This is a genomic window from Micrococcus sp. 140720015-1 (genome assembly GCF_053627595.1).
Genome location: NZ_JBSEYC010000001.1, coordinates 462,799 through 484,091 on the forward strand (window position 1 = coordinate 462,799; position 21,293 = coordinate 484,091).

General features: G+C 73.2%; 19 protein-coding genes. 7 read left to right on the forward strand and 12 right to left on the reverse strand.

Features of this window, described 5'->3' with window-relative positions; all coding sequences use genetic code 11:
• The first annotated feature begins 72 nt into the window (after positions 1-72).
• The 3 genes from ACUXPL_RS02205 to ACUXPL_RS02215 all read left to right on the forward strand — a co-directional run bounded on the left by ACUXPL_RS02205 (position 73) and on the right by ACUXPL_RS02215 (position 2,937).
• Positions 73-1,311, forward strand: a complete 1,239-nt coding sequence (locus tag ACUXPL_RS02205) for a pyridoxal phosphate-dependent aminotransferase (RefSeq protein WP_061867079.1) — start codon at positions 73-75, stop codon at positions 1,309-1,311.
• Positions 1,304-2,224 carry a PPK2 family polyphosphate kinase gene (locus ACUXPL_RS02210; protein WP_454181603.1) on the forward strand — a complete coding sequence of 307 codons (921 nt, stop codon included), beginning with the start codon at positions 1,304-1,306 and terminating at the stop codon, positions 2,222-2,224. Before ACUXPL_RS02205 ends, ACUXPL_RS02210 begins: the two co-directional genes overlap by 8 nt.
• A gap of 128 nt (positions 2,225-2,352) precedes the next feature.
• Complete coding sequence (locus ACUXPL_RS02215; protein ID WP_454181606.1) at positions 2,353-2,937, forward strand: type 1 glutamine amidotransferase domain-containing protein; 585 nt, start codon at positions 2,353-2,355, stop codon at positions 2,935-2,937.
• A gap of 115 nt (positions 2,938-3,052) precedes the next feature.
• On the opposite strand, the gene ACUXPL_RS02220 is transcribed toward ACUXPL_RS02215, so the two are convergent.
• Together ACUXPL_RS02220 and xseA are read right to left on the reverse strand one after the other, a co-directional pair.
• The gene (locus ACUXPL_RS02220) at positions 3,053-3,340 is read right to left on the reverse strand and encodes an exodeoxyribonuclease VII small subunit (RefSeq protein ID WP_454181608.1); all 288 of its coding nucleotides are present in this window, start codon (positions 3,338-3,340) and stop codon (positions 3,053-3,055) included.
• Positions 3,337-4,650 (reverse strand): exodeoxyribonuclease VII large subunit, encoded by a 1,314-nt coding sequence (gene xseA, locus ACUXPL_RS02225; protein ID WP_454181610.1) that lies wholly within the window; start codon positions 4,648-4,650, stop codon positions 3,337-3,339. The genes ACUXPL_RS02220 and xseA overlap by 4 nt, the downstream gene beginning before the upstream one ends.
• Before the next feature lie 187 nt (positions 4,651-4,837).
• Between xseA and ACUXPL_RS02230 the strand changes: the two genes are divergently transcribed.
• A complete protein-coding gene (locus tag ACUXPL_RS02230; RefSeq protein WP_454181612.1) occupies positions 4,838-5,926 on the forward strand; it encodes a hypothetical protein in 1,089 nt (362 codons plus the stop codon).
• A gap of 53 nt (positions 5,927-5,979) precedes the next feature.
• Positions 5,980-7,086, forward strand: coding sequence for a 4-hydroxy-3-methylbut-2-enyl diphosphate reductase (locus ACUXPL_RS02235; RefSeq protein ID WP_002857848.1), 1,107 nt, complete (start codon positions 5,980-5,982; stop codon positions 7,084-7,086).
• A gap of 121 nt (positions 7,087-7,207) precedes the next feature.
• Here ACUXPL_RS02235 and ACUXPL_RS02240 read toward each other — a convergent pair whose 3' ends face one another.
• From ACUXPL_RS02240 to ACUXPL_RS02250, 3 genes are all read right to left on the reverse strand, one after another.
• A complete protein-coding gene (locus tag ACUXPL_RS02240) occupies positions 7,208-8,908 on the reverse strand; it encodes an SLC13 family permease (RefSeq protein ID WP_454181614.1) in 1,701 nt (566 codons plus the stop codon).
• Between the two features lie 140 nt (positions 8,909-9,048).
• Positions 9,049-10,308: a DNA recombination protein RmuC gene (gene rmuC, locus ACUXPL_RS02245; protein WP_454181616.1), complete on the reverse strand. Its 1,260-nt coding sequence runs from the start codon at positions 10,306-10,308 to the stop codon at positions 9,049-9,051.
• A gap of 65 nt (positions 10,309-10,373) precedes the next feature.
• On the reverse strand, positions 10,374-10,811 hold the full coding sequence (locus ACUXPL_RS02250) for a hypothetical protein (RefSeq protein ID WP_063190131.1): 438 nt from the start codon (positions 10,809-10,811) through the stop codon (positions 10,374-10,376).
• Between the two features lie 56 nt (positions 10,812-10,867).
• Between ACUXPL_RS02250 and ACUXPL_RS02255 the strand changes: the two genes are divergently transcribed.
• Positions 10,868-11,395, forward strand: coding sequence for an O-acetyl-ADP-ribose deacetylase (locus ACUXPL_RS02255; protein ID WP_129043941.1), 528 nt, complete (start codon positions 10,868-10,870; stop codon positions 11,393-11,395).
• Positions 11,396-11,415: 20 nt separating this feature from the next.
• Here ACUXPL_RS02255 and ACUXPL_RS02260 read toward each other — a convergent pair whose 3' ends face one another.
• The 4 genes from ACUXPL_RS02260 to ACUXPL_RS02275 are packed head-to-tail and all read right to left on the reverse strand — an operon-like array spanning position 11,416 to position 15,072.
• Entirely contained in the window at positions 11,416-12,090 is a 675-nt protein-coding gene (locus ACUXPL_RS02260) for a response regulator (protein WP_454181619.1), read from the reverse strand.
• Positions 12,087-13,313: a sensor histidine kinase gene (locus ACUXPL_RS02265; RefSeq protein WP_406926460.1), complete on the reverse strand. Its 1,227-nt coding sequence runs from the start codon at positions 13,311-13,313 to the stop codon at positions 12,087-12,089. The genes ACUXPL_RS02260 and ACUXPL_RS02265 overlap by 4 nt, the downstream gene beginning before the upstream one ends.
• Entirely contained in the window at positions 13,310-14,104 is a 795-nt protein-coding gene (locus ACUXPL_RS02270) for an ABC transporter permease (protein WP_454181622.1), read from the reverse strand. The genes ACUXPL_RS02265 and ACUXPL_RS02270 overlap by 4 nt, the downstream gene beginning before the upstream one ends.
• Positions 14,101-15,072 carry an ABC transporter ATP-binding protein gene (locus ACUXPL_RS02275; RefSeq protein ID WP_454181624.1) on the reverse strand — a complete coding sequence of 324 codons (972 nt, stop codon included), beginning with the start codon at positions 15,070-15,072 and terminating at the stop codon, positions 14,101-14,103. Before ACUXPL_RS02275 ends, ACUXPL_RS02270 begins: the two co-directional genes overlap by 4 nt.
• Before the next feature lie 227 nt (positions 15,073-15,299).
• On the opposite strand from ACUXPL_RS02275, the gene ACUXPL_RS02280 reads away from it, so the two are divergent.
• The gene (locus tag ACUXPL_RS02280; RefSeq protein ID WP_454181627.1) at positions 15,300-15,782 is read left to right on the forward strand and encodes an Hsp20/alpha crystallin family protein; all 483 of its coding nucleotides are present in this window, start codon (positions 15,300-15,302) and stop codon (positions 15,780-15,782) included.
• Between the two features lie 105 nt (positions 15,783-15,887).
• On the opposite strand, the gene ACUXPL_RS02285 is transcribed toward ACUXPL_RS02280, so the two are convergent.
• The 3 genes from ACUXPL_RS02285 to betT form a co-directional block, all read right to left on the reverse strand.
• Positions 15,888-17,483 carry a GMC family oxidoreductase gene (locus tag ACUXPL_RS02285; protein WP_454181629.1) on the reverse strand — a complete coding sequence of 532 codons (1,596 nt, stop codon included), beginning with the start codon at positions 17,481-17,483 and terminating at the stop codon, positions 15,888-15,890.
• Positions 17,484-17,551: 68 nt separating this feature from the next.
• Entirely contained in the window at positions 17,552-19,045 is a 1,494-nt protein-coding gene (locus ACUXPL_RS02290) for an aldehyde dehydrogenase family protein (RefSeq protein WP_454181631.1), read from the reverse strand.
• Positions 19,042-21,168 (reverse strand): choline BCCT transporter BetT, encoded by a 2,127-nt coding sequence (gene betT / locus ACUXPL_RS02295; RefSeq protein WP_454181633.1) that lies wholly within the window; start codon positions 21,166-21,168, stop codon positions 19,042-19,044. Before betT ends, ACUXPL_RS02290 begins: the two co-directional genes overlap by 4 nt.
• Between the last annotated feature and the right edge of the window lie 125 nt (positions 21,169-21,293).

The window sequence follows — 21,293 nt, forward strand, 5'->3', positions numbered from 1 at the left end:
GGAGGGGCGCCGGCCCGCGTCGCACGAGCGCGACTGTGATGCACACCGCCCGGGGGGTGCCATGATGGGGGCATGCCGACCCCGCATCCCCGCCAGATCCGCCAGTCCGCCAAGCTGCTGAACGTCCGCTACGACGTGCGCGGCCCCATCCTGGAGGAGGCGCAGCGGATGGAGGCCGCGGGCCACCGGATCATGAGGCTGAACATCGGCAACCCGGCCCCGTTCGGCTTCGAGGCGCCGGACGCCGTCCTGGCGGCGATGCACCAGCACCTGCCGCACGCGCAGGGCTACTCGGACTCCAAGGGCATCTACTCGGCGCGCACCGCCGTCTCGCAGTACTACGAGTCCCGGGGCATCCGGGACATCGGCGTGGACGACGTGTTCATCGGCAACGGCGTGTCCGAGATGATCACGATGGTCCTGCAGGCCCTGGTCGACGACGGCGACGAGATCCTCGTCCCCTCGCCCGACTACCCGCTGTGGACCGGCGCCACCACCCTGGCCGGGGGCCGGGCGGTGCACTACCGCTGCGTCGAGGAGGAGGGCTGGGAGCCCGACCTCGAGCACATCGAGTCCCTCATCACGGAGCGCACCAAGGGCATCGTCCTGATCAACCCGAACAACCCCACCGGCGCGGTCTACTCCCGCGCCGTGCTGCAGGGCATCGTGGACGTGGCCCGCCGCCACAACCTCGTCCTCATGGCGGACGAGATCTACGAGAAGATCACCTACGACGGCGCCCGCCACATCAACGCCGCCGGCCTGTCCGACGACGTGCTCACCCTGACGTTCTCCGGCCTATCCAAGGCGTACCGGGTGGCGGGCTACCGCTCCGGCTGGGTGGCCGTGTCCGGGCCGAAGCACCGGGCCGCCGACTTCCTCGAGGGCCTGACCCTGCTGTCCAACATGCGGATGTGCGCCAACGTGCCCGCGCAGCACGCCATCCAGGTGGCACTGGGCGGCTACCAGTCCATCAACGACCTCGTCCTGCCCGGCGGTCGGCTGCTCGAGCAGCGCAACCTCGCCCAGGACCGCCTGAACGCCATCCCCGGCGTGTCCGTGCAGCCGGCCCACGGCGCCCTCTACCTGTTCCCGCGGCTGGACCCGGAGGTCTACGCGATCGACGACGACGAGGCGTTCGTCATCGAGCTGCTGCGGGCGAAGAAGATCCTCGTCTCGCACGGCGGGGCGTTCAACTACCCGCACAGCGACCATTTCCGGCTCGTCACGCTGCCCAGTGTGAAGGACCTGAGCGTGGCCCTGGACCGCCTCGAGGACTTCCTCGAGGACTGGAGGGAGCGCCATGGCTGACACCCCGGCCGCCGAGGCGGGCCGGCCCGCCCGCGCCACCGAGGACGACGGCGTCTTCGACGCCCCCGCGCGGAAGCTGTTCGCCGCCCGCCGCGGGGACGAGGTCCGGGGCCCGGCCGACGTCGACGCCGCCGCGACGCCCGGCTACGGCGGGGACAAGGCGAAGGGCAAGAAGGACCTGGCCGCGCGCGGCCGGGCGCTCGCCGACCTGCAGGAGCTGCTGTTCGCCCAGTCGGTGCGCGACGCGCCCGTGGGGGAGGTGCCGTCCCTGCTGGTGATCCTGCAGGGCATGGACACCGCCGGCAAGGGCGGGATCATGCGCCACGTGATCGGGGCGATGGACCCGCAGGGCGTCCACCTGCACGCGTTCAAGGCGCCGACCCCGGAGGAGCGCGCCCACGACTTCCTGTGGCGCATCCGACCGCATCTGCCGCGGCCCGGCCTGGTCTCCGTGTTCGACCGCTCGCACTACGAGGACGTGCTCGTGCACCGCGTGCGCGGGCTCTCCCCGCTGGCCGAGGTGGAGGAGCGCTACGGGGCGATCCGCGAGTTCGAGGCGGCCGTGCGCGCCGCGGGGACGCGGATCGTCAAGGTGATGCTGCGGATCTCGCCGGAGGAGCAGGCCGAGCGCCTGCTGGCCCGCCTGGACGACCCCACGAAGCACTGGAAGTTCAGCGAGGGAGACCTCGACGACCGCGCGTACTGGGACCAGTACACGGACGCGTACCGGATCGCGATCGAGCGGACGGACACCGAGGACGCGCCGTGGTTCATCGTGCCGGCGGACCGCAAGTGGTTCGCGCGGCTGGCGGTGCAGCAGCTGATCATCGAGACCCTGCAGGGGATGGGGCTGGACTGGCCGGAGGCGGACTTCGACGTCGCGGCGGCCCGCCGTCGCCTGCTGGCGGGCTGAGCGCCGCCGTCGTCGCGGTGGGCGGGGCAGTGGTGGTCGGACCTTGCCAGGCCCGGGGCCGCAGTGAGTGGATGGGGGAACACCGGGCGCCGCAGAGGCGTGCCGGACCCGATCCGAAAGGTGGACTCATGACTGAGAACGCTGTCCAGAACGCCCCGCTGACCGGCAAGACCGTCGCGTTCCTCGCGACCGACGGTGTCGAGCAGGTCGAGCTGACCTCCCCGTGGGAGGCCGTGATCGCCGCGGGTGCGACCCCCGTGCTCGTCTCCCCGAAGTCCGGCACCATCACCGCGATGAAGTCCGACTGGGAGCACGGCGAGTCCTTCGAGGTGAACACCACGGTGAAGGACGCCAAGGCCGAGGACTTCCACGGCCTCGTGATGCCGGGCGGCACCCTGAACGCGGACGCCCTGCGCATCGACACGGACGCCCAGGCGTTCGTGCGTGCCTTCTTCGACCAGCACAAGCCGGTGGCGGCCATCTGCCACGCCCCGTGGACCCTGATTGAGGCCGGCGTCGTGGACGGTCGCCGTCTGACCAGCTACGCGTCCCTGGAGTCTGACCTGAAGAACGCGGGCGCCCAGTGGGTGGACGAGGAGGTCGTCGTGGACAACGGGCTGACCACCTCGCGCACCCCGGACGACCTCGACGCCTTCAACGCCAAGCTCGTGGAGGAGCTGGGCGAGGGCAAGCACGAGGACCAGACCGCCTGACCGACGTCGGGAGCGAGCCGCGTGGGGGCGGGGGCCGACGGCCCCCGCCCCCGCCGTTTCCCGAACGAAAGCGCCCCGGAGGCCGCCGTTTCCCGAACGAAAGCGGGGGGCGGGGTCAGTCTGCGTCGGGGGCAGCCTCGCCGCGCACCTGGTCGAGGCGGGCGCGGGCGCCGTCGAGCCAGGTCTGGCAGCGGTCGGCCAGCGCCTCCCCGCGCTCCCACAGGGCCAGGGACTCCTCGAGGCCGGCGCCACCGGCCTCCAGCCTCCCCACGGTCTCCACCAGCTCGGCGCGCGCCTGCTCGTAGCTCATCCGGGCCACGTCCGAGACGTCCGCGGAGGTGAAGCCCTCCACGCCGCTGGGGCGGCCCGCGTCCTGCGTCTGCTCCATGCCCTGTTCACTCATGCCTGTCGTGTCCTCTCGTGGGATGGGGTCGGGGTGGTCCGATGCGTCGCGACGACGTCCGCGGAGATCCGTCCGGCCGCCACGAGGATGTCGAGCCGGTCGTCCGGGGCGACCTGGTCCGCGTCGCGCACGACCTGTCCGGCGTGCTGGACCACGGCGTAGCCGCGGTCCAGGGTGCGCTGCGGGGACAGGGCGCGCACGCGGGCGCGCAGCTGCGTGAGGGCGTCCTCCTCGCGGACGAGCCGGTGGCCCAGGGCGGACCGGCCGCGCTCGCGCCACCGGTCCGTCTCCTCCTGCCGGGTGTCCACCATCACGTGCGGGCGCGCCAGCACGGGCCGGGAGCGCAGGGCCGCGAGCCCCTCGGCCTCGGCGCGCACGCGGCGCTCGACGGCCGCGGCCAGCCGCAGGCGCGCGTCGGCGAGTCCCGCGGCCTCCTGGGCCGCGTCCGGGACGATCCGCTTGGCCGCGTCCGTGGGCGTGGAGGCGCGCAGGTCGGCGACGTCGTCGAGGACCGGGCGGTCCGCCTCGTGGCCGATCGCCGAGACGACGGGCGTGCGCGCCGCCGCCACGGCGCGCACCAGCGACTCGTCCGAGAAGGGGAGCACGACCTCCTCGAGCGCGCCGCCGCCGCGGGCGATGACGATGACGTCCACGGCCGGGTCGGCGTCGAGATCGGCGAGCGCGGCGGCCACCTGCCGCGGGGCCTCGGCGCCCTGCACGGCGACCTCACGGATCTCGAACTCGGCGGCGGGCCAGCGCAGCAGGGTGTTGCGCAGCACGTCCTTCTTCGCGTCCGAGTCGCGGCCGGTGATGAGCCCGATTCGGTGGGGGAGCAGGGGCAGCGGCCGTTTGCGTGCGGGGGAGGTCAGCCCCTCCTCGGCGAGGGCCCGGCGCAGCAGCTCCACGCGGGCCAGCAGATCGCCGAGGCCGACCGGGCGCATCTCCTGCACGTTCATGGACAGGCGCCCGGCCTTGAGCCAGAAGTTCGGCTTCACGCGCGCCACCACGCGGGAGCCCTGCTGGACGGTCCCGTCCAGGGTCATGGCGACGTTCCGCCACGCGGTGAGCGGCAGGGAGACCTCCTCCTCGAGGTCCCGCATGGTCATGTAGACGTTGCCGCGGTTGTTCTTGAACTCGATGAGCTGGCCCTCGATCCACGTGGCGGGGGCACGCTCGATGTGGGCCTTAAGGTTCTCGGAGAGCCGGCGCAGGGGCCACGGCCGCTCGGCGGAGGTCTCGCCCGCGCGGGCGGGTGCCGAGACGGGCACGTCCGGCGCCGCCGAGGCGCCCTCGGTCACGGGCTGGTCCATCCGGGTCCCTCCTGTCCGCGCCCGGTCCGCCCGGGCACGGGCCCACCGTACCGCCCTCGCCGGACGCGCAAGACGGCGCCCCGGCGTCCCCGGACCCGCCGCCGGCCCGGTCGGGGCGCTCAGACCGGGGAACCTCCGGCCAGGATCAGTACGCTCGACGGGGTCGGAACGGAACGGAAAGGACCTCATGCGCACCACCCTCAGCTTCCTCGTCGCGGCCCTGGCGGGCCTGCTGGCGGTGCTCGCGACGGCCGGCGCCCTCGTCGACGAGGCGACGCACCGCCCGGAGCTGCTGCGCGGGGTGACGGAGCAGGTCGCGGTGGACCCCGAGGTCCGCGCCGCCGTGCCGGGGGTGATCGACGACGTCGTGCACGACGCCATCCCCGAGCAGGTGCCGGGCCCGCTGGCCCAGACGGCCGAGGACCTGCTGCGCCCGCTGGCCCAGCGCGTGGCGGACGACCCGCAGGTGGTGCAGGGCTGGTCCGACACCGCCGACGAGGCCCGGCGCGCCTGGCTCGCCCAGCTCGAGGACCCGGAGGGCGCGGACGAGCCCGGCTCGGGCGCGGACGTGACCATCCCGTTCGGTCCCGTCGCGCAGTCCGGGATCACCGCCGCCCTGGGCGACATCGAACGTGACCTGCGCGAGGACCGGTTCGACCTGCCCGCGCAGGCGCTGCTGGAGAGGATCGTGGGCGCGGACGTCGGCGACTGGGCCGCGGATACCCTGCTGGCGCCCCTGTACGACCGCGCCGCGAACCTGCGGGACAGCACCGCGCTGCGCATGGACGCGCGCATCGACGCCCTGGCCGGCACGGACCGGGCCACCGTGCACCGCTGGGTGGACGCCTCCACGCACTGGCGCTGGGCCGCCGCGGCCTCCGTGCTGGCGCTCGTGGGCGCCCTGCTGCTCGCCCCCCGACGGCGGCGGGGCCTCGCCGTGGCCGTGGCGGGTGCGGTCGCCCTGACCGGCGGGCTGATCGGCGGCGCCCGTCTGGGTCCGGACGCGGTCCACCTCACGGCGCCCGAGGGGGCCTCCCCGGGGGTGGCCGCGTTCGTCCAGCAGATGGAGGACGCCGCGGGCCCGGCGTTCGCGGCCGCCGTCGCCCCCTACCCCCAGACCCTGACCACCCTGGGCTGGATCGTGCTGGCCGCGGGCCTGCTGCTGGCCCTGGCGGAGCTGTGGGTCGCTCGGCGTGGCCGGGTCCGTGCCGCCCGGGCGGGCGGTTCCTCCACGGTGGGCCGCTCTCACACCGCGGCCGACGTCACGTCGCGCTGAGCCCGCGGCGAAGCCCGGGGCCGGTCTGCGTCCCGGCCGATAGCATGGAGGGCATGTCCGCTCCCTCCGTCTCCGCCCGTCCGTCCGCCGTCGGCCTCGGGATGCCGCAGGTCCCGCGCGTTCGTCGTTCCCGTGAGGAGGTGGAGGCGGCCGCGCCCGTGTCCGGTGAGAAGCGCGTGCTGCTGGCCGCCCCCCGTGGCTACTGCGCCGGTGTGGACCGCGCCGTGGTCGCCGTCGAGAAGGCCCTCGAGCACCACGGCGCCCCCGTGTACGTGCGCAAGGAGATCGTCCACAACCGGCACGTCGTGGACACCCTGACCGAGCGCGGCGTGGTGTTCGTCGACGAGCTGGACGAGGTGCCCGAGGGCGCCCTGACCGTGTTCTCCGCGCACGGCGTGTCCCCGGCCGTCGTCGAGGAGGCCGCCCAGCGCAACCTGCGCACCATCGACGCCACGTGCCCGCTCGTGACCAAGGTGCACCGCGAGGCCGTGCGCTTCGCGAAGCAGGACAAGCGGATCCTGTTGATCGGCCACGACGGTCACGAGGAGGTCGAGGGCACATTCGGCGAGGCGCCCGAGCACACCACGGTGATCAACGACGTTGCCGAGGCCCGCACCGTCCAGGTGGAGGACCCGGACAACCTGATCTGGCTCTCCCAGACCACGCTCTCCGTGGACGAGACCCTCGAGATCGTCTCCGTGCTGCGCGAGCGGTTCCCGAACCTGCAGGACCCGCCCTCGGACGACATCTGCTACGCCACCTCCAACCGGCAGGCGGCCATCAAGTCGATCTCGCCGGAGTGCGACCTGGTGATCATCGTGGGCTCGGCGAACTCCTCGAACTCGGTGCGCCTCAAGGAGGTCGCCGCGGAGTACGGGGCCTCCCGCGCCGAGCGCGTGGACTTCGCCAACCAGGTGGACGAGTCCTGGTTCGAGGGCGTGGCCACCGTGGGCCTGTCCTCGGGCGCGTCCGTGCCCGAGGTGCTGGTCCAGGAGGTGCTCGCGCTGCTGGCCGAGTACGGCTACGGGCAGGTGGACGAGGTGGTGACCGCCGAGGAGGACATCATCTTCTCCCTGCCCAAGGAGCTGCGCGCCGAGCTCAAGCGGGTGGGTGACGAGTCCCGCTCGCTCGGCGGACGCCGCCGCGACGCCGAGGCCTGACCGCGCCCCGTCTCCTCGCTGAGGCCCGCAGACTCGCCGTCACGACGCCGGCGTAGCGGCGAGTCTGCGGGCCTCAGTGTGCCCGGGCCTCGGCGTTCCGGGCCGGCGGGTGGTCAGGGACTCAGAGTCCGAAGACCCAGACGAGCAGGGTCATCGACGCGATGGAGATCAGCACGGCGGCGATGATGTTCAGCCACACCCCGCCCTTCACCATCTGGCCGATGGTCACGTAGCCGGAGCCGTACGCGATGGCGTTCGGCGGGGTGGCCACGGGCAGCATGAACGCGCAGGTTGCGGCGAGGGCGACGGGCGCGGCCAGCATGAGCGGGGCGACGCCGGTGCCCAGGGCCACGCCGGAGGCGACGGGCAGGAACGTGGCCGCGGTGGCCGTGTTCGAGGTCATCTCGGTCAGCAGCAGGATGCCGACGGCGGCGATCACCACGAGCACCCACACGGGGATGTCGCCGAGGCCCTTGACCTGCTCACCGAGCCACGTGGACAGGCCCGACTTCGAGAACTGACCGGACAGGGCCAGGCCGCCGCCGAACAGCAGGAGCACGCCCCACGGCAGCTCCTTCGCGGCCTCCCAGTCGAGCAGGCGCACGCCGCGCCCGGCCCCGCCGCCGGCCGGCAGGAGGAACAGGACGAGCCCGACGACCATGGCGATGGCCGCGTCCGAGAGCAGCGGGGACGTCAGGTCCAGGACGTACTCGGAGATCAGCGGCACGGTGATCCAGGCCAGTGCGGCGAGGACGAAGACGGCGAGGACCTTGGCCTCGGGGGCGCTCATGCGGCCGAGGCGGGCCAGCTCGGTGGCGATCAGGTCGCGGCCGCCGGGGACCTCGTCGATCTCGGGGCGGAACAGCACGCGGGTGAGCAGGAACCAGCACGCGAAGAGCAGCACGACGGCGATCGGCACGCCGACCAGCATCCACTGGCCGAAGCCGATCTCCACGCCGTGCTCGGCGGCCATGTGGCCCGCGAGCAGGGTGTTGGGCGGGGTGCCGATGATGGTGCCGAGCGAGCCGATGGACGCGGCGTAGGCGATGCCGAGCATGAGCGCGGTGCCGAAGTTCGTCTTCGTGAGGGAGCGGATCTCGGCCTGCGTGGGGGCCTCGCCGGGCGCGGATGCGGGCGCGGCGGGGCGGTCGGCCCGGTCCGCTGCCTCGTCCGCGGTCAGGGCGCCGTCCGTGCCGTAGCGCTGGACGAGCACGAGGATGGACACGCCGATGGGGAGCATCATCACGGCGGTGGCGGTGTTGGACACCCACATGGAGATGAACCCGGTGGCGATCATGAAGCCCAGGACGAGGTTCACGGTCCTGGCGCCCATGAACTTCAGGACGCCGAGCGCGATGCGCCGGTGCAGGTTCCAGCGCTGCATGGCCAGGGCGAGCATGAAGCCGCCCATGAACAGGAAGATGACGTTGTTGCCGTAGCTCGCGCCGACGGCGTCGAAGGTGATGCCGCCGTCGGACTCCTCGGCGGGCACGCCGAGCGGGAAGACGACGAGCGGCAGCAGGGCGGTGGCGGGGATGGGCAGGGCCTCGGTCATCCACCACACGGCCATGAGCACGGCGGTGGCGGCGACGAGGCGGGGCCAGACGCCGAGGTCGCCCGGCATCAGCAGGAACAGGGCGACGGCCAGCAGGGGGCCGGCCACGAGGCCGATGATGCGCTTGACGTTCTCGCCGCCGGTCAGCGGCTCGTCACGCATGCCCGGGGAGAGCTCGTGTTCGAACTCCTGGGCGGCCGCCCGGGGGTCGAAGCGGGAGACGTGCTCGTTGACGTTGCTCGGCGGGGGGATCGATCGGGACTCCACGGGGCCTCCTCCTCAGGTCAGGCCCTTGGCGCGGCCTGGCAATTCTCTGGGAGTTTCACGGTAGCAAGTGGCCTGGGACACGGAAAGACGACCTCCGGGCCGCGACGGCCCATCCGCCCGGCCCACCGACCCGGCCCCGCTCACGCCTCCCGCGCCGACTCCTGCCGACGACGGCGCAGCTCGTCCTCCTCCACACCCGCGACCAGTTCCGGGGCGGCCAGGGGTCGGGGCGCGGACTCGAGCGTGCGGATGTCCGGCGTGGGGGCCAGGCCCGGGTCGGCGTCGCGGAGGCGCCGGGCGGCGGGGAGCACGCGCGACTCGACGTTGCCGACGAGCTGGTTGTAGCGGTCCACGGCGGTCTTGAGGGAGCCGCCCATGCGGTCCAGGTGGGTGCCGAGCGTGCCGAGACGCTCGTAGAGGTCCTTCGCGCTGGCCACCACGGTGTGGGCGTTCTCGGCCAGGGTGTCCTGCCGCCACGCGTAGGCCACGGACTTCAGGGCGGTCAGGAGGGAGACGGGGGCGACGAGGGCGACGTTTCGGGAGAACGCGTGGTCCAGCAGCCCGGGGTCCGCGTCCAGCGCCGCGGCCAGGAGCGACTCGGCGGGCAGGAAGCACAGGACCAGCTCGGGGGAGTGCTCGAGGCCGGCCCAGTAGGACTTCGCGGAGAGCTGATCCACGTGGCGGCGCACGGCCGCGGCGTGCTGGGCGGCCAGCGCCTGGCGCCGCTCGTACGCCTCCTCGCCGGGCTCGTCCGCGAGGGCCTCGGCGGCCAGCGCGTCCCCGATGGGGGCCTTGGCGTCCACGGCCATGGCCTTGCCGCCGGGCAGGGACACCACGAGGTCCGGGCGGAGGCGCTCGCCGTCCTTGCCGGACAGCGTGGCCTGCTCGGTGAAGTCGACGTGGTGGAGCATGCCCGCCGCCTCGACGACCCGCCGCAGCTGCGCCTCGCCCCAGTGGCCCCGCGCGGAGGTGGACTTGAGCGTGGCCATGAGCGACGTGGTCTGGTTCAGCAGGTCACGGTCGGTGGCCGCGGCGGCGCGGAGCTGCTCCCCGAGCCGGCCGAACTGGGACGCCCGATCCCGTTCCAGCACGCTCACCTGCTCCTGGAGCGCCGCCAGCCGCTGGCCCAGCGGCGCGAGCGTGGACATCACCTGGGACTCCGCGCGCTGGCGTTCGGCGTCCTCGGCGCGAGCGGCCGTGAGCGCCCGCTGCTCCGCCCGGGCGGCCGCGAGCTCCTCTCGCACCCCCTGGTGCTCGGTGCGCAGCGCGGCCAGCTCGGCCTGGGCCCGGCGGGCCTCCTCACCGCCGCCGGCCGCCCGGCGCCACATGAGCCACGCGCCCACCAGGGCGCCCAACACGAGTCCGAGGATGAGGGCGAGCAGCAGGCTGAGGATCTCCATGCCCCCACCCTCGCAGGCCGCAGGGACACGTTAGGCGGCGGCGCGCCGTCGTCGTGGTGGGCGGCTCAGCCGAAGAGCGGGTTGGGGCCGTTGGCCACGACCTGCGGGTCGCCGTCGACGCGGGCGGCGATGCCCGCCGCGGCGACGCCGGGCAGATAGGGGAAGACCATGCGGGTCGAGGCCAGGGCGGCGGCGTCGAAGGCCTCCACCGCGACGGCCGGGCGGGGTCCGTCCGCCGTCTCGATCTCGCCGTCGAACACGGCCACCGCCCGCGTGGGGCGCGGGCTGATCTTCGCGACCGTGGCGGCCGCCTGCTCGGGCTCGAGGTCCGGGTGCTCCCACATGCCGCGCTGGCCGTCGGCGGTGACGGCGAGGATCGTGGGGGCGAACACGGACTGCCGGCCGAGCGTGTCGAACACGTGCTCCACCGCGAGGCTGATCAGCGGCAGCAGCTCGCCGCCGGGAGGCGTGGGGGTCGGTCCGGTGGGCGTCGGGGTGCTCATGGGGCCGAGGCTACCGGCCCTGTCCGACGGCGCCCACCCGCGCCTAGCGTGAACCCATGCAGCTCACCATCGCCCCCGGGGACATCACGGCCACGCACGCGGACGCCGTCGTCAACGCCGCCAACTCCACCCTGCTCGGCGGCGGAGGCGTGGACGGCGCCATCCACCGGCGCGGCGGCCCCGAGATCCTGGCCGAATGCCGCCGCCTGCGCGAGACCGACCTGCCGGAGGGGCTGCCCGCCGGGCAGGCCGTGGCGACGACGGCGGGGCGCCTGCCGGCGCGCTGGGTCATCCACACGGTGGGCCCGGTGTGGGCCAAGACGATCGACAAGTCCGACACGCTGGCCTCGTGCTACCGCGAGTCCCTGAAGGTGGCGGCCGGGCTTGGCGCCCGGACGGTCGCGTTCCCAGCGATCTCCGCGGGGATCTACGGCTGGCCCATGGAGGACGCCGCGCGGATCGCCGTCGAGACCTGCCACGCGATGGCGGACGAGGTGGGCGGCACCGTGGACGAGGTGTTGTTCGTGCCGTACGGCGAGACGGCGGAGGCCGCGTTCCGTGCGGCGCTCGCGCATCTCACCTGAGCTCCTCCGCTGAGCCGCCCCTACAACCACCCGCGGTCGCGCGCGACCGTCGCGGCCTCGCCGCGCGTGCTGGTGGCCGTCTTGCCGATCGCCGCGCTCAGATGGTTGCGCACCGTGCCCGCCGAGAGGTGCAGGCGCGCGGCGATCGCCCGGACGGAGGCCCCCGTGAGCGCTTCGCGCAGCACGTCGACCTCCCGCGGGGTCAGCGGGCTCGGCCCCGCCGCGAGGGTGTCCACCGCGAGCGAGGGATCCACCACGCGCTCACCGCGGGCCACCGCGCGCACGGCGTCGGCGAGCTGCTCGGCCGGGGTGTCCTTGACCACGAATCCCCGGGCCCCGGCGGCCAGGGCCCGCTCCAGGTAGCCGGGGCGGCCGAAGGTCGTCACCATCAGCACGGCGCAGTCCAGGCCGCGGTCCCGGATCCGGCGCAGGGCCTCGAGCCCGTCCACGCCGGGCATCTCGATGTCCAGCAGGGCGACGTCCACGTCATGGGCCTCGACGGCATCCGCCACCTCGTCCCCGGAGGCGGCCTGGGCGACGACGGTCAGGTCCGGCTCGGTGTCCAGGAGGGCGGCCAGGGCGCCGCGCACGAGCGCCTGGTCGTCGGCCAGCAGCAGGCGCAGCGGAGCCCCGGGCCCGCGACCGGTCGAGGGCGGCGTCGCCGGGGATGAGGTCGAGTCGGCTGCCTCTCTCATGCGTCCATCCTGCCCTCGGCGGCGGGCAGCACCCCGCGTGCGGCCTCCGTCGCGCTCCCGCCCCAGTGCACGGCCACGCCGGTGCCGGCTCCGCCCAGCCCCGGCCCCACCTCGAGGCGTGCGCCCTCCGCGGCCGCCCGCTCGGCGAGGGTGCGGGGGCCCACACCCGCCGCGACGGAGGCCGGCAACCCGGCGCCGTCGTCGAGCACCGCCACGTGGTGGGCGTCCAGGCTGATGCGCACCCGGCGGGCCCCGGCGTGGCGGAGCACGTTGGTCACGGCCTCGCGCACGATCCAGGCGGCCAGGGCGCGGCGACGCTCCGGCACCTCGGTGACGGCGCCGGGCGGCGGGGCCTCGACGGCCGTCCCGGCGTCCCGCAGCGCCCCCACGGAGAGGGAGAGCTGCCCGCCCAGCTCCGGGGCGGCGAGCTCGGCGACGGCGGCCCGCGCCTCGGCGAGGGCCGTGCGGGAGAGGGCGATCACCTCGGCGGCCTCCTGCTTGGCCCGGGCGGGGTCCGCGTCGATCAGTCGGTGCACGAGCTGGGTCTTGACGTTGATGGTGGTCAGGGAGTGGCCCAGGATGTCGTGCAGATCCCGGCCGAGCCGTTCCCGCTGGCCGGCGAGGTCGAGTTCATGCGTCATCTCCATGACCCGGTCGTCCCGGCCGATGGCCAGGCGCATGCCCACCAGCACCACCAGGACGACGGCGAGGTTGCCCAGCACGACGGGCAGCGCCGGATCGCCGGGGAAGAACAGCAGCCCGGCCGCCAGCACCGCGGCCACCGTGACACCGGCGCCGATCAGGCCCACGCGGAGCCGGTGGGGGAAGAGCCATGCGGCCACGAGGAAGGGGGAGTAGAGCAGGGCGTGGACGCCCAGGATCCGGGTCAGCACGGCCACGCACGCGGCGAGCACGAGCCAGGTGAGGATCGTGTTGGCCCAGGCAGGCCACGCGCGCACCGGGCGAGGCACCACGAACGCGGCCAGGTAGACGAGGACGAAGACCGCGATGGCCGCCACCCCCAGGATCGCCTCGCCCCGCCCGTCCCCGGGCGTGAACGCCCGGCGGAGGAGTTCGACGAGGACGAAGCCGAAGCTGATGAGCCACACCCCGGCGAACCCCAGCGTGGACGGCCACAGGTGCAGCGGCAGGACGGCGGGGTCGTGCTCCGCCGTGCCGACCGCCGGGCGGGCCGGAGCCGGGGATCCTCCGTCGGGGCTCATGCGCGGGCCGTCCGGGAGCGGGAGGCGAGCAGGCAGACCACCGCGAACACGGCCGTCCAGGCCAGCAGGTTCACGAGCGGCAGCCACAGCGGGTCCGCGGCGGCGGCGGGTTCCGTTCCCATCGGTGCCCTCTCTCCCTCCATCTGCGGCCACCGGGCGAGGGCGCCGGCCCCGTACACCGGAGTGAAGCGCCCGATGTCCAACATGATCCCCGAGAGCGGGACGAAGAGGTTCCCGAGGAAGCCGAACACCACCAGGATGCCCGACGCCGCGGACACGGCGCCCTCCGAACGGAAGAGCAGGGCGGCCGCCAGGCCGAACAGCGCGAACGGCAGCGAGGACACCAGGGCGAGGGCGCCCGTCGTGAGCCAGCGCAGCGGGCCGTCGAGCTCCGCGCCCGTGAGCGCGCCCGCGGCGAGCACGGCGAGCACGGGCAGGGCGGCCATGGCCAGGGCCACGAGGCACTTGCCGGCGAGGTAGGCGCCCGGGGTGAGCGCGGTCAGGGAGAGCTGGCGGCCCCAGCCGGACTGGCGCTCGACGGCGGCCGAGCCGGCGATCGAGGTGGTGGCCATGACCGCCCCGTACACGGCCATGCCGGTCATGGTGTACGCAGACACGTTCCCGTGGCCGACGGGGAGGTCACCCCAGTCGGAGAGCGCGCCGAACATGAGGTAGAGCGCCACGGGGAGGACGACGATGAAGAACGAGCTCTCGATCATCCGCACGTTGCGGACGAACTCGCGGCGTGCGTAGCCGACCAGGCGGCCGGGGGCGGTGGTGGTCGTGCTCATGCGAGGGACTCCTGCGGCTCGGAGAGTGCCGGCTGGCCGGCGTCGGTCAGGGAGAGGAACACGTCGTCGAGGGAGGCGTGGGTGATCGCGAGGTCCTCGACGAGGCGCTCGTTCAGCAGGTGGCGGGCGACGTCGTCGCCGGTGACCGAGCCCCCGGCGGGGACGCGCACGCGCAGGCGGCCGGGGGAGGGGTGCTGTGGTTCGAGCTGGACGGCGTCCTGCGGCAGGCCCAGGGCGGCGGCGAGGCGGGCGGGCGCGTCCGGATCGTCTCCGCCGCCGGCCCAGCGGCCCGTGAGGGTGACGGACCCACCGGTGGCGAGCTCGGCGGGCGTGCTGTCCGCGTGGATCCGGCCCTCGCGCATCAGGACGATCCGGTCCGCGAAGTCCTCGGCCTCAGGGAGGAAGTGGGTGGCGAACACGATGGTGCGGCCCCGGTCCGCCTCGGCGTGCATGGTGTCCCAGAAGTCGTGGCGGGCGCGGACGTCCATGCCCGCGGTGGGCTCATCCAGGATCAGCAGCTCGGGGTCGGTGAGCAGGGCCAGGGCGAAGCGCAGCCGCTGGCGCTCGCCTCCGGAGCACTTCTTCACCCGGCGGCCGGCCAGCCCGGTGAGGCCGGCGCGCTCGAGGGCGGCGGGCACGCCGATGTGGCGGCGGTGGCAGCCGGCCACCATGGCCACGGTCTCGCGGACGCTCAGATCCTCCAGCAGGCCGCCCGTCTGCAGCACCGCGCCCACCCGGCCCTGGCGGACGGCGGCGACGGGGTCGGAGCCGAGGACGCGGACCGTGCCGTCCGAGGGCGGGCTGAAGCCCAGGGCCATGTCCAGCAGCGTGGTCTTGCCGGCGCCGTTGGGCCCGAGGAGGGCGAGGACTTCGCCGGTGGGGACGGTGAGGTCCACGCCGTCGACGGCCCGGACCGGTCCGAAGCGGCGGGTGAGTCCCCGGGTTGCGAGTGCGGGTGCGTTGCTCATGGCTCCAGCCTCGCCACGGGGCGCGCCCCGCGGGAGCGGCAGACGTCAGGAATGCGCCATGACGAATGTCATGGGTGGGGCCGCGCCGCGGCGGGCGGGCCGTCCTCCAGAAAGTTGAGCGGAGTTCACGCAGATTTCTGGAATAGGTTCGCCGGGCGTGCTGTTGTGGTGATCAGACGCCGCGGTGTCAGCGGCGCCCACCCGACTCCCGAGGAGAGTGAACCGACATGGCCCGTCCCATCGATCCGTTCCGCGAGATGGAGCGTCCCTTCCGTGAGATGGAGCGCCTGGTGAACGGTCTGACGACCCGCGCGACCGGCACCGCGTCCATGCCCATGAACCTGTACCGCGAGGGCGACGCCTTCGTCGCCGAGGTCGAGCTGCCCGGCGTCGACCCGGCCTCCATCGACGTGGACGTGGAGGAGCGTACGCTCACCGTCCGCGCCGAGCGCAAGGAGGACCCGGCCCGCGAGGACCGCCGCTGGCTCACCCGTGAGCGCTCCGCCGGCACCTTCGCCCGCCAGCTCACCCTGGGCGAGGGCCTGGCCCTCGACCGCATCCAGGCCGACTACAGCGACGGCGTCCTGACCCTCACCATCCCGGTGGCGGAGCAGGCCAAGCCCCGCAAGATCTCCGTCACCCACGGCGGTGCCGCCCCCGCGGCCACGCAGACCGTGGAGGGCTCCGCCGCCGAGGCCTCCGGCGAGTGATCGCCCTCTGACGGAGCCGCGCGGCCGGCGTGACCGGCGCGCGGTCCGCCCCCGAACGCAGATGCGGCGGGCCCCCACCGGGGGCCCGCCGCATCCGCGTGGTGGTCAGGCGCGATCGGCCAGGATCAGCTGCGCCGCCTTCTCACCGATCATGAAGCACGTGATGTTGGGGTTCACGGTCACGTGCTCGGGCATCACGGAGGCGTCGGCCACGCGCAGCCCCGTCACGCCCTTGACGCGCAGGCGGGCGTCCAGGGGGCTCATGGCGTCGTCGTCGGCGCCCATGCGCACCGAGCCCACCGGGTGGTACACGGTGTTGTGGGTGCGGCGCACGTAGTCGGCGATCTCCTCGTCCGTCTGCGCCTGCTCGCCCGGGGCCAGTTCGCGCCCCGCCCACTCCGCCATCGCCGGCTGGGAGACGATCTCCCGGGCCAGTCGGATCCCGGCCACCGCGACGGCCATGTCATGGCCCTCCGGGTCGGTGAAGTAGCGCGGGTCCACGGCCGGCTTGTCCCGGTAGTCGTTGGAGCGCAGGCGCACGGTGCCACGGGACTTGGCGTGGGTGACGTTGGGGGTCAGGCAGAACGTCTCGTCCGCCGTCGGGTACCCCTGCCGGTAGGTGTGCATGTCGAACGGCACGGAGCCGTAGTGCATCATCAGGTCGGGGCGGTCCAGCCCCTCCTTGGTCGGCGAGAAGATCCCGATCTCCCAGTACTGCGTGGCGTCGCGGTACATGGGCTGCTTGGACTCCCAGGAGATGACCGCCTCGGGGTGATCCTGCAGGTGGGAGCCGACGCCGGGGGCGTCCACGCGCACGTCGAGGCCGTGCTCGGCCAGGTGCTCGGCGGGGCCGATCCCGGAGAGCATCAGCAGCTTGGGCGTGTTGATCGCCCCAGCGGAGAGGATGACCTCGGCGCGGGCGTGGATCTCGGCCTGCCGGCCGTGCCGGTCCGCGACGTGCCGGACGCCGTAGGCGCGGCGGTCCTCGTCGAAGAGCACCTCGCTCACCCAGTGGTCCGTGAGGATGTCCAGGTTCTCGCGGTCGAGGATCGGGTGGAGATAGGACACCGACGACGACGCGCGGGTGCCGTCCTGCTTGCGGTTGATCTGGAACCAGTTGGCTCCCTTCACGACGGTCTCGCCGGTGTTGAACGCCGTCGTCGGGATGCCGGCCTGGGCGGCGGCCTCGAGCAGGGCGACGCCGGTCGGGTCGTCGGCGGGCACGTCCATCAGCTCGACGGGGCCGTCGTGGCCGTGGTGATCGCCCTCGGCCCGGTTGTTCTCGAGCTTCTTCACCAGCGGCAGGGTGTGCTCGGCGCCCCAGCCGGTGGCGCCCATCGCCTCCCACTGGTCCAGGTCTTCGCGGGGAGGCCAGAAGGCGATGCAGGAGTTGTGGGAGGAGCAGCCGCCGAGCACCTTGGCCCGGGAGTGGCGCATGAAGGAGTTGCCGTTCTCCTGCGGCTCGATGGGGTAGTCCCAGTCCAGGCCGGACTCGAGCAGCTCGGGCCACCGGCGCAGCTCGAGGACCTCGTCGAGGTCCACGTCGGTGGGGCCGGCCTCCAGCAGGGCGACGCTGATCTGGGGGTCCTCGGACAGGCGGGCCGCGAGGGCGGCGCCAGAGGAGCCGCCGCCGACCACGATGTAGTCGTAGACGGGCGTGTCGGGCTGCGGGGTCGAGGCGTCGGGGGTGGTGGTGGTCACGATCCGGGGATCCTTTCGGTGGTCACGGGTGGGCGCGGGGTCTGGCCCCGCGCCCACGGGGAGGGGGCTCAGCGGCGGTCGGCGAACCAGCCGGTCACCGCGGGCTCGGTGTTCTGGTAGATGTGCTTGTGCTCCACGTATTCACCCAGCCCGGTGGGGCCGAGCTCGCGGCCGATGCCGGAGGCCTTGAAGCCGCCCCATTCCGCCTGCGGCAGGTAGGGGTGGTAGTCGTTGATCCACACGGTGCCGTGGCGCAGGGCGCGGGAGACCCGGTGGCACGTGCCGGCGTCGGAGCTCCACACAGCCCCGGCGAGGCCGTACTCGGTGTGGTTGGCGATCTCGACGGCCTCGGCCTCGGTGGAGAACGTCTCCACGGTGAGCACCGGGCCGAAGCCCTCCTCGACGACGGCCGGGTTGTCCCGGTCGCAGCGGTCCAGCACGGTGGGGGCGTAGAAGTAGCCGTCCTTGTGCTCCTCGCCGCCCCAGTGGCCGCCCACCCGCAGGCGGGCGCCGGCGTCGATGCCTCGCTGGACGTAGTCCGTCACCTTGTCCCGGTGGGCCGCGGAGATCAGCGGGCCGGTCTCGGCGTTCTCGTCGAAGGGGCCGCCCATCACGATGTGCCCGGCGCGCTCGACGAGGTCGTCCACGAAGCGCTCGGCGATCGACTCATGGACGATCAGCCGGGTGCCGGCGGAGCAGACCAGCCCGGAGTCGGTGAACGCCGCGTTCAGGGCGTTGTCCAGGGCCGCCTCGTAGTCGGCGTCGGGGAAGATCACGTTGGGGTTCTTCCCGCCCAGCTCGAGGGCCGTCTTCTTCAGGGACGCCGCGGCGGCCTCGGCGATCTTGCGGCCGGTGGCCAGGCCTCCGGTGAAGGAGATGAGGTCGACGTCGGGATGCGAGGACAGCGGGGCGCCCACCTCCGCCCCGGCGCCCAGCACGAGGTTCCCGACGCCGGCGGGGAGGCCGAGCTGCTCGAGGGCCCGCATGGTGAGGATGGCGGTGTGGGGGGTGAGCTCGGCGGGCTTGAGCACGAAGGTGCAGCCGGCCGCGAGGGCGGGGGCGATCTTCCAGGAGGCCTGCAGCAGCGGGAAGTTCCAGGGGGTGATCATGCCGCAGACCCCGATCGGCTCGTTGACCACGCGGGAGAGCACGGTCGGGTCGCCGGCGTCGACGAGCCGGCCGGGGTGCTGATCGGCGATCTTGCCGAAGTAGCGGAAGCAGGCCGCGATGTCGTCCATGTCGGCCTCCGCCTCCACGAGGCGCTTGCCGGTGTCCAGGGCCTCGGCGCGAGCGAACTCGTCCTTGTGCTCGACGATGTGGTCGGCGAGGCGGATGAGCAGGTCACCGCGCTCGGCGGCGGGGGTGGAGGACCAGACGCCGCTGTCGAACGCGCGGCGGGCGGCGGCAATCGCCGCGAGGGTGTCCTCGCGGGTGCCCTCTGCGACGACGCCGACTTCGGTGCCGTCGGCGGGGCAGAAGATGGTGCGGGTGCCTCCGTCGGACGAGGGCACCCAGGCCCCGTCGATGTACTGGGTCGCGGTGGGGTCGGGGGTGGGGGTCACGGTCGTGCTCCTTCGGTCTCGGGGTTGGTGGTCTGCAGGGCCACAGTCGGCAGGGCGTCCGTGGCGGGGGAGTGATCGGCGTCGGTCCAGACCTCGGGTGCTTCGGCGTCGATCCGTGCGGCCAGGAGGGAGTCGTCGCCCGTCATGGTCATGAAGGCCAGGTGCGCCTCGTAGTCGTCGAGGATGTTGGCGCACAGCTGTTCGCGGCTGTAGCCCATGACGTCGCGCCCACGGGAGCCCTTGGCCGAGAACACCTCCAACTGGACGTAGGTGTCCTGCGCCGCGGACAGGCTGCCCGCGAAGCTGGGCACGGGGTAAGCCACCGGGTACACCTGGTACTTGAAGTCGGTCTGTCCCGGGAACCGGACGGTGAGGTCCACCCAGGGCACGCCCGATTCGGGATGCGTGCCGCGGGTGACGTCCACGTCCGCCCCGTGCTCGCGCAGCTCCGCGGCGACCTCGCTCAGCGCGGGGGACACCTCGCGGTCGACGTAGGCCGCGGCCTGCTTGGCGGTCGCGAAGTTCATGCGGCGGGCCAGGCGCTGCCGCCACGTGGCCCGGCTGTTCGCGTCCCGGACCCGGCCGGAGAGCACGTGCGGCAGGGACGCGGTGCGGGAGTCCATCGCGAGGGCCTCGGAGTGGAGCACCCGCCACAGGCTGATCATCACCAGGTACACCAGCACGGACAGCGGCAGTCCGACGATCACGGTGGCTTTCTGCAGCGTGTAGACGCCGTCGATGAACAGCATGGACAGCGTCAGCAGCCCCGTGATGACGGCCCAGGTGATGCGCAGCCAGGGGGCGCCGTCGGAGTCCTCCACCGAGCCCTTGGACGTCATGTTGGCCATGATCAGGGAGCCGGAGTCGGCGCTGGTCACGTAGAAGAACAGGCCGGTGAACACGGCCAGGCCGATCAGGAACGTGGCGCCGGGGAACTGCTGCAGGAGGCTGAAGAAGCCGGCCTCCGGGGAGTTCACGGCCTCCTGCAGCAGCGCGTCGTCGCCGCCCCGGAACAGGCCGATGGCCGCGTTGCCCATGATGGACACCCACAGCATGATGAACGCGAAGGGGATCAGCAGCACGCCCAGCACGAACTCCCGCAGGGTGCGCCCCCGGGAGATGCGGGCCAGGAAGAGGGACACGAAGGGCGACCAGGCGATCCACCAGGCCCAGAAGAACAGCGTCCAGTCGGACATCCACTGCTCCGCCGGGTAGGCCGCCGTGCCGTCGGTGTAGGCGAAGGTGCGCATCATCATCGAGGGGAACGAGGCGAAGAAGTCGCCGATGTTCTGCACCAGGGCGTTGAGCAGGTCCGTGGTGCGGCCGGTGACCAGCACCCACAGCAGGATGACGACGGCCAGGTACACGTTGAGCTCAGAGAGCCGGCGGATGCCCTTGTCCACGCCGGAGACGGTGGAGATGATCGTGATCCCGACCGCCAGGGCCATGAGGGCGATCTGCACACCGGTGGTCACGGGCACGTCCAGGATCAGGGCGAGTCCGGCGTTCAGGAAGACGACGCCGATGCCCAGGGAGACGGCGATGCCGAAGATCGTGCCGACGGTGGCGCCGATCTCCGCGGCGTGGCCGATGCCGCCGTGGACGCGGCGGCCGAAGATGGGGGCGATGGCCGATCGGATGCTGAGCGGCATGTGGTACCGGTAGGCGAACAGTCCGAAGGCCATGCCCATCAGGGCGTACATGGCCCACCCGGGGATGCCGTAGTGGAAGATGGTCCACAGCGGGGCCATGCGGGCGGCCTCGTCGGACATCGGCTCGAGGTCAGGCGGGGTGAGCAAATTGGTGGCCGGGCCGGAGGTGGCGAAGAACATCAGGTCCACCCCGATGCCCGCGGCGAAGAGCATGGCCGACCATGTGAACATGCTGAACTGCGGGACGGCGTGGTCCGGGCCGAGCCGCACGCGGCCCAGGCGGCTGAGCGCCACGACCACGACGAAGACGACGACGACGCCCGCCGTGAGCACGTAGTACCAGCCGAAGCTCTCGGCGATCCAGCTCACCGTGGCGGAGATGACGGAGTCTGCCTGGGCGGGCAGGAGCATGGCCCAGAGGGCGAAGCCGACGACGATGCCCGCGGTGCCGGCGAACACCGGCCAGTTCACCGGGGAGTGGGAGGCTCCTCCGGCGTCGGGAGGACCCGGTGGCCCTGCGGTCTCGGCTGTCGTCCTCTGTTCGGCAGACACAGGTGTGCGTCCTCTCGTCGGGGTCTGGGCGGCCCGACCACCCT

What these genes read in the sequence shown, in the direction of transcription:
- ACUXPL_RS02255 (WP_129043941.1), top strand. Translation starts at nt 10,868, where the DNA reads ATGCAGCTCACCATCGCCCCCGGGGACATCACGGCCACGCACGCGGAC.
- ACUXPL_RS02215 (WP_454181606.1), top strand. Translation starts at nt 2,353, where the DNA reads ATGACTGAGAACGCTGTCCAGAACGCCCCGCTGACCGGCAAGACCGTC.
- ACUXPL_RS02230 (WP_454181612.1), top strand. Translation starts at nt 4,838, where the DNA reads ATGCGCACCACCCTCAGCTTCCTCGTCGCGGCCCTGGCGGGCCTGCTG.
- ACUXPL_RS02205 (WP_061867079.1), top strand. Translation starts at nt 73, where the DNA reads ATGCCGACCCCGCATCCCCGCCAGATCCGCCAGTCCGCCAAGCTGCTG.
- ACUXPL_RS02280 (WP_454181627.1), top strand. Translation starts at nt 15,300, where the DNA reads ATGGCCCGTCCCATCGATCCGTTCCGCGAGATGGAGCGTCCCTTCCGT.
- ACUXPL_RS02265 (WP_406926460.1), bottom strand. Translation starts at nt 13,313, where the DNA reads ATGAGCCCCGACGGAGGATCCCCGGCTCCGGCCCGCCCGGCGGTCGGC.
- ACUXPL_RS02210 (WP_454181603.1), top strand. Translation starts at nt 1,304, where the DNA reads ATGGCTGACACCCCGGCCGCCGAGGCGGGCCGGCCCGCCCGCGCCACC.
- ACUXPL_RS02235 (WP_002857848.1), top strand. Translation starts at nt 5,980, where the DNA reads ATGTCCGCTCCCTCCGTCTCCGCCCGTCCGTCCGCCGTCGGCCTCGGG.
- xseA (WP_454181610.1), bottom strand. Translation starts at nt 4,650, where the DNA reads ATGGACCAGCCCGTGACCGAGGGCGCCTCGGCGGCGCCGGACGTGCCC.
- ACUXPL_RS02220 (WP_454181608.1), bottom strand. Translation starts at nt 3,340, where the DNA reads ATGAGTGAACAGGGCATGGAGCAGACGCAGGACGCGGGCCGCCCCAGC.
- ACUXPL_RS02260 (WP_454181619.1), bottom strand. Translation starts at nt 12,090, where the DNA reads ATGAGAGAGGCAGCCGACTCGACCTCATCCCCGGCGACGCCGCCCTCG.
- rmuC (WP_454181616.1), bottom strand. Translation starts at nt 10,308, where the DNA reads ATGGAGATCCTCAGCCTGCTGCTCGCCCTCATCCTCGGACTCGTGTTG.
- ACUXPL_RS02270 (WP_454181622.1), bottom strand. Translation starts at nt 14,104, where the DNA reads ATGAGCACGACCACCACCGCCCCCGGCCGCCTGGTCGGCTACGCACGC.
- ACUXPL_RS02275 (WP_454181624.1), bottom strand. Translation starts at nt 15,072, where the DNA reads ATGAGCAACGCACCCGCACTCGCAACCCGGGGACTCACCCGCCGCTTC.
- ACUXPL_RS02250 (WP_063190131.1), bottom strand. Translation starts at nt 10,811, where the DNA reads ATGAGCACCCCGACGCCCACCGGACCGACCCCCACGCCTCCCGGCGGC.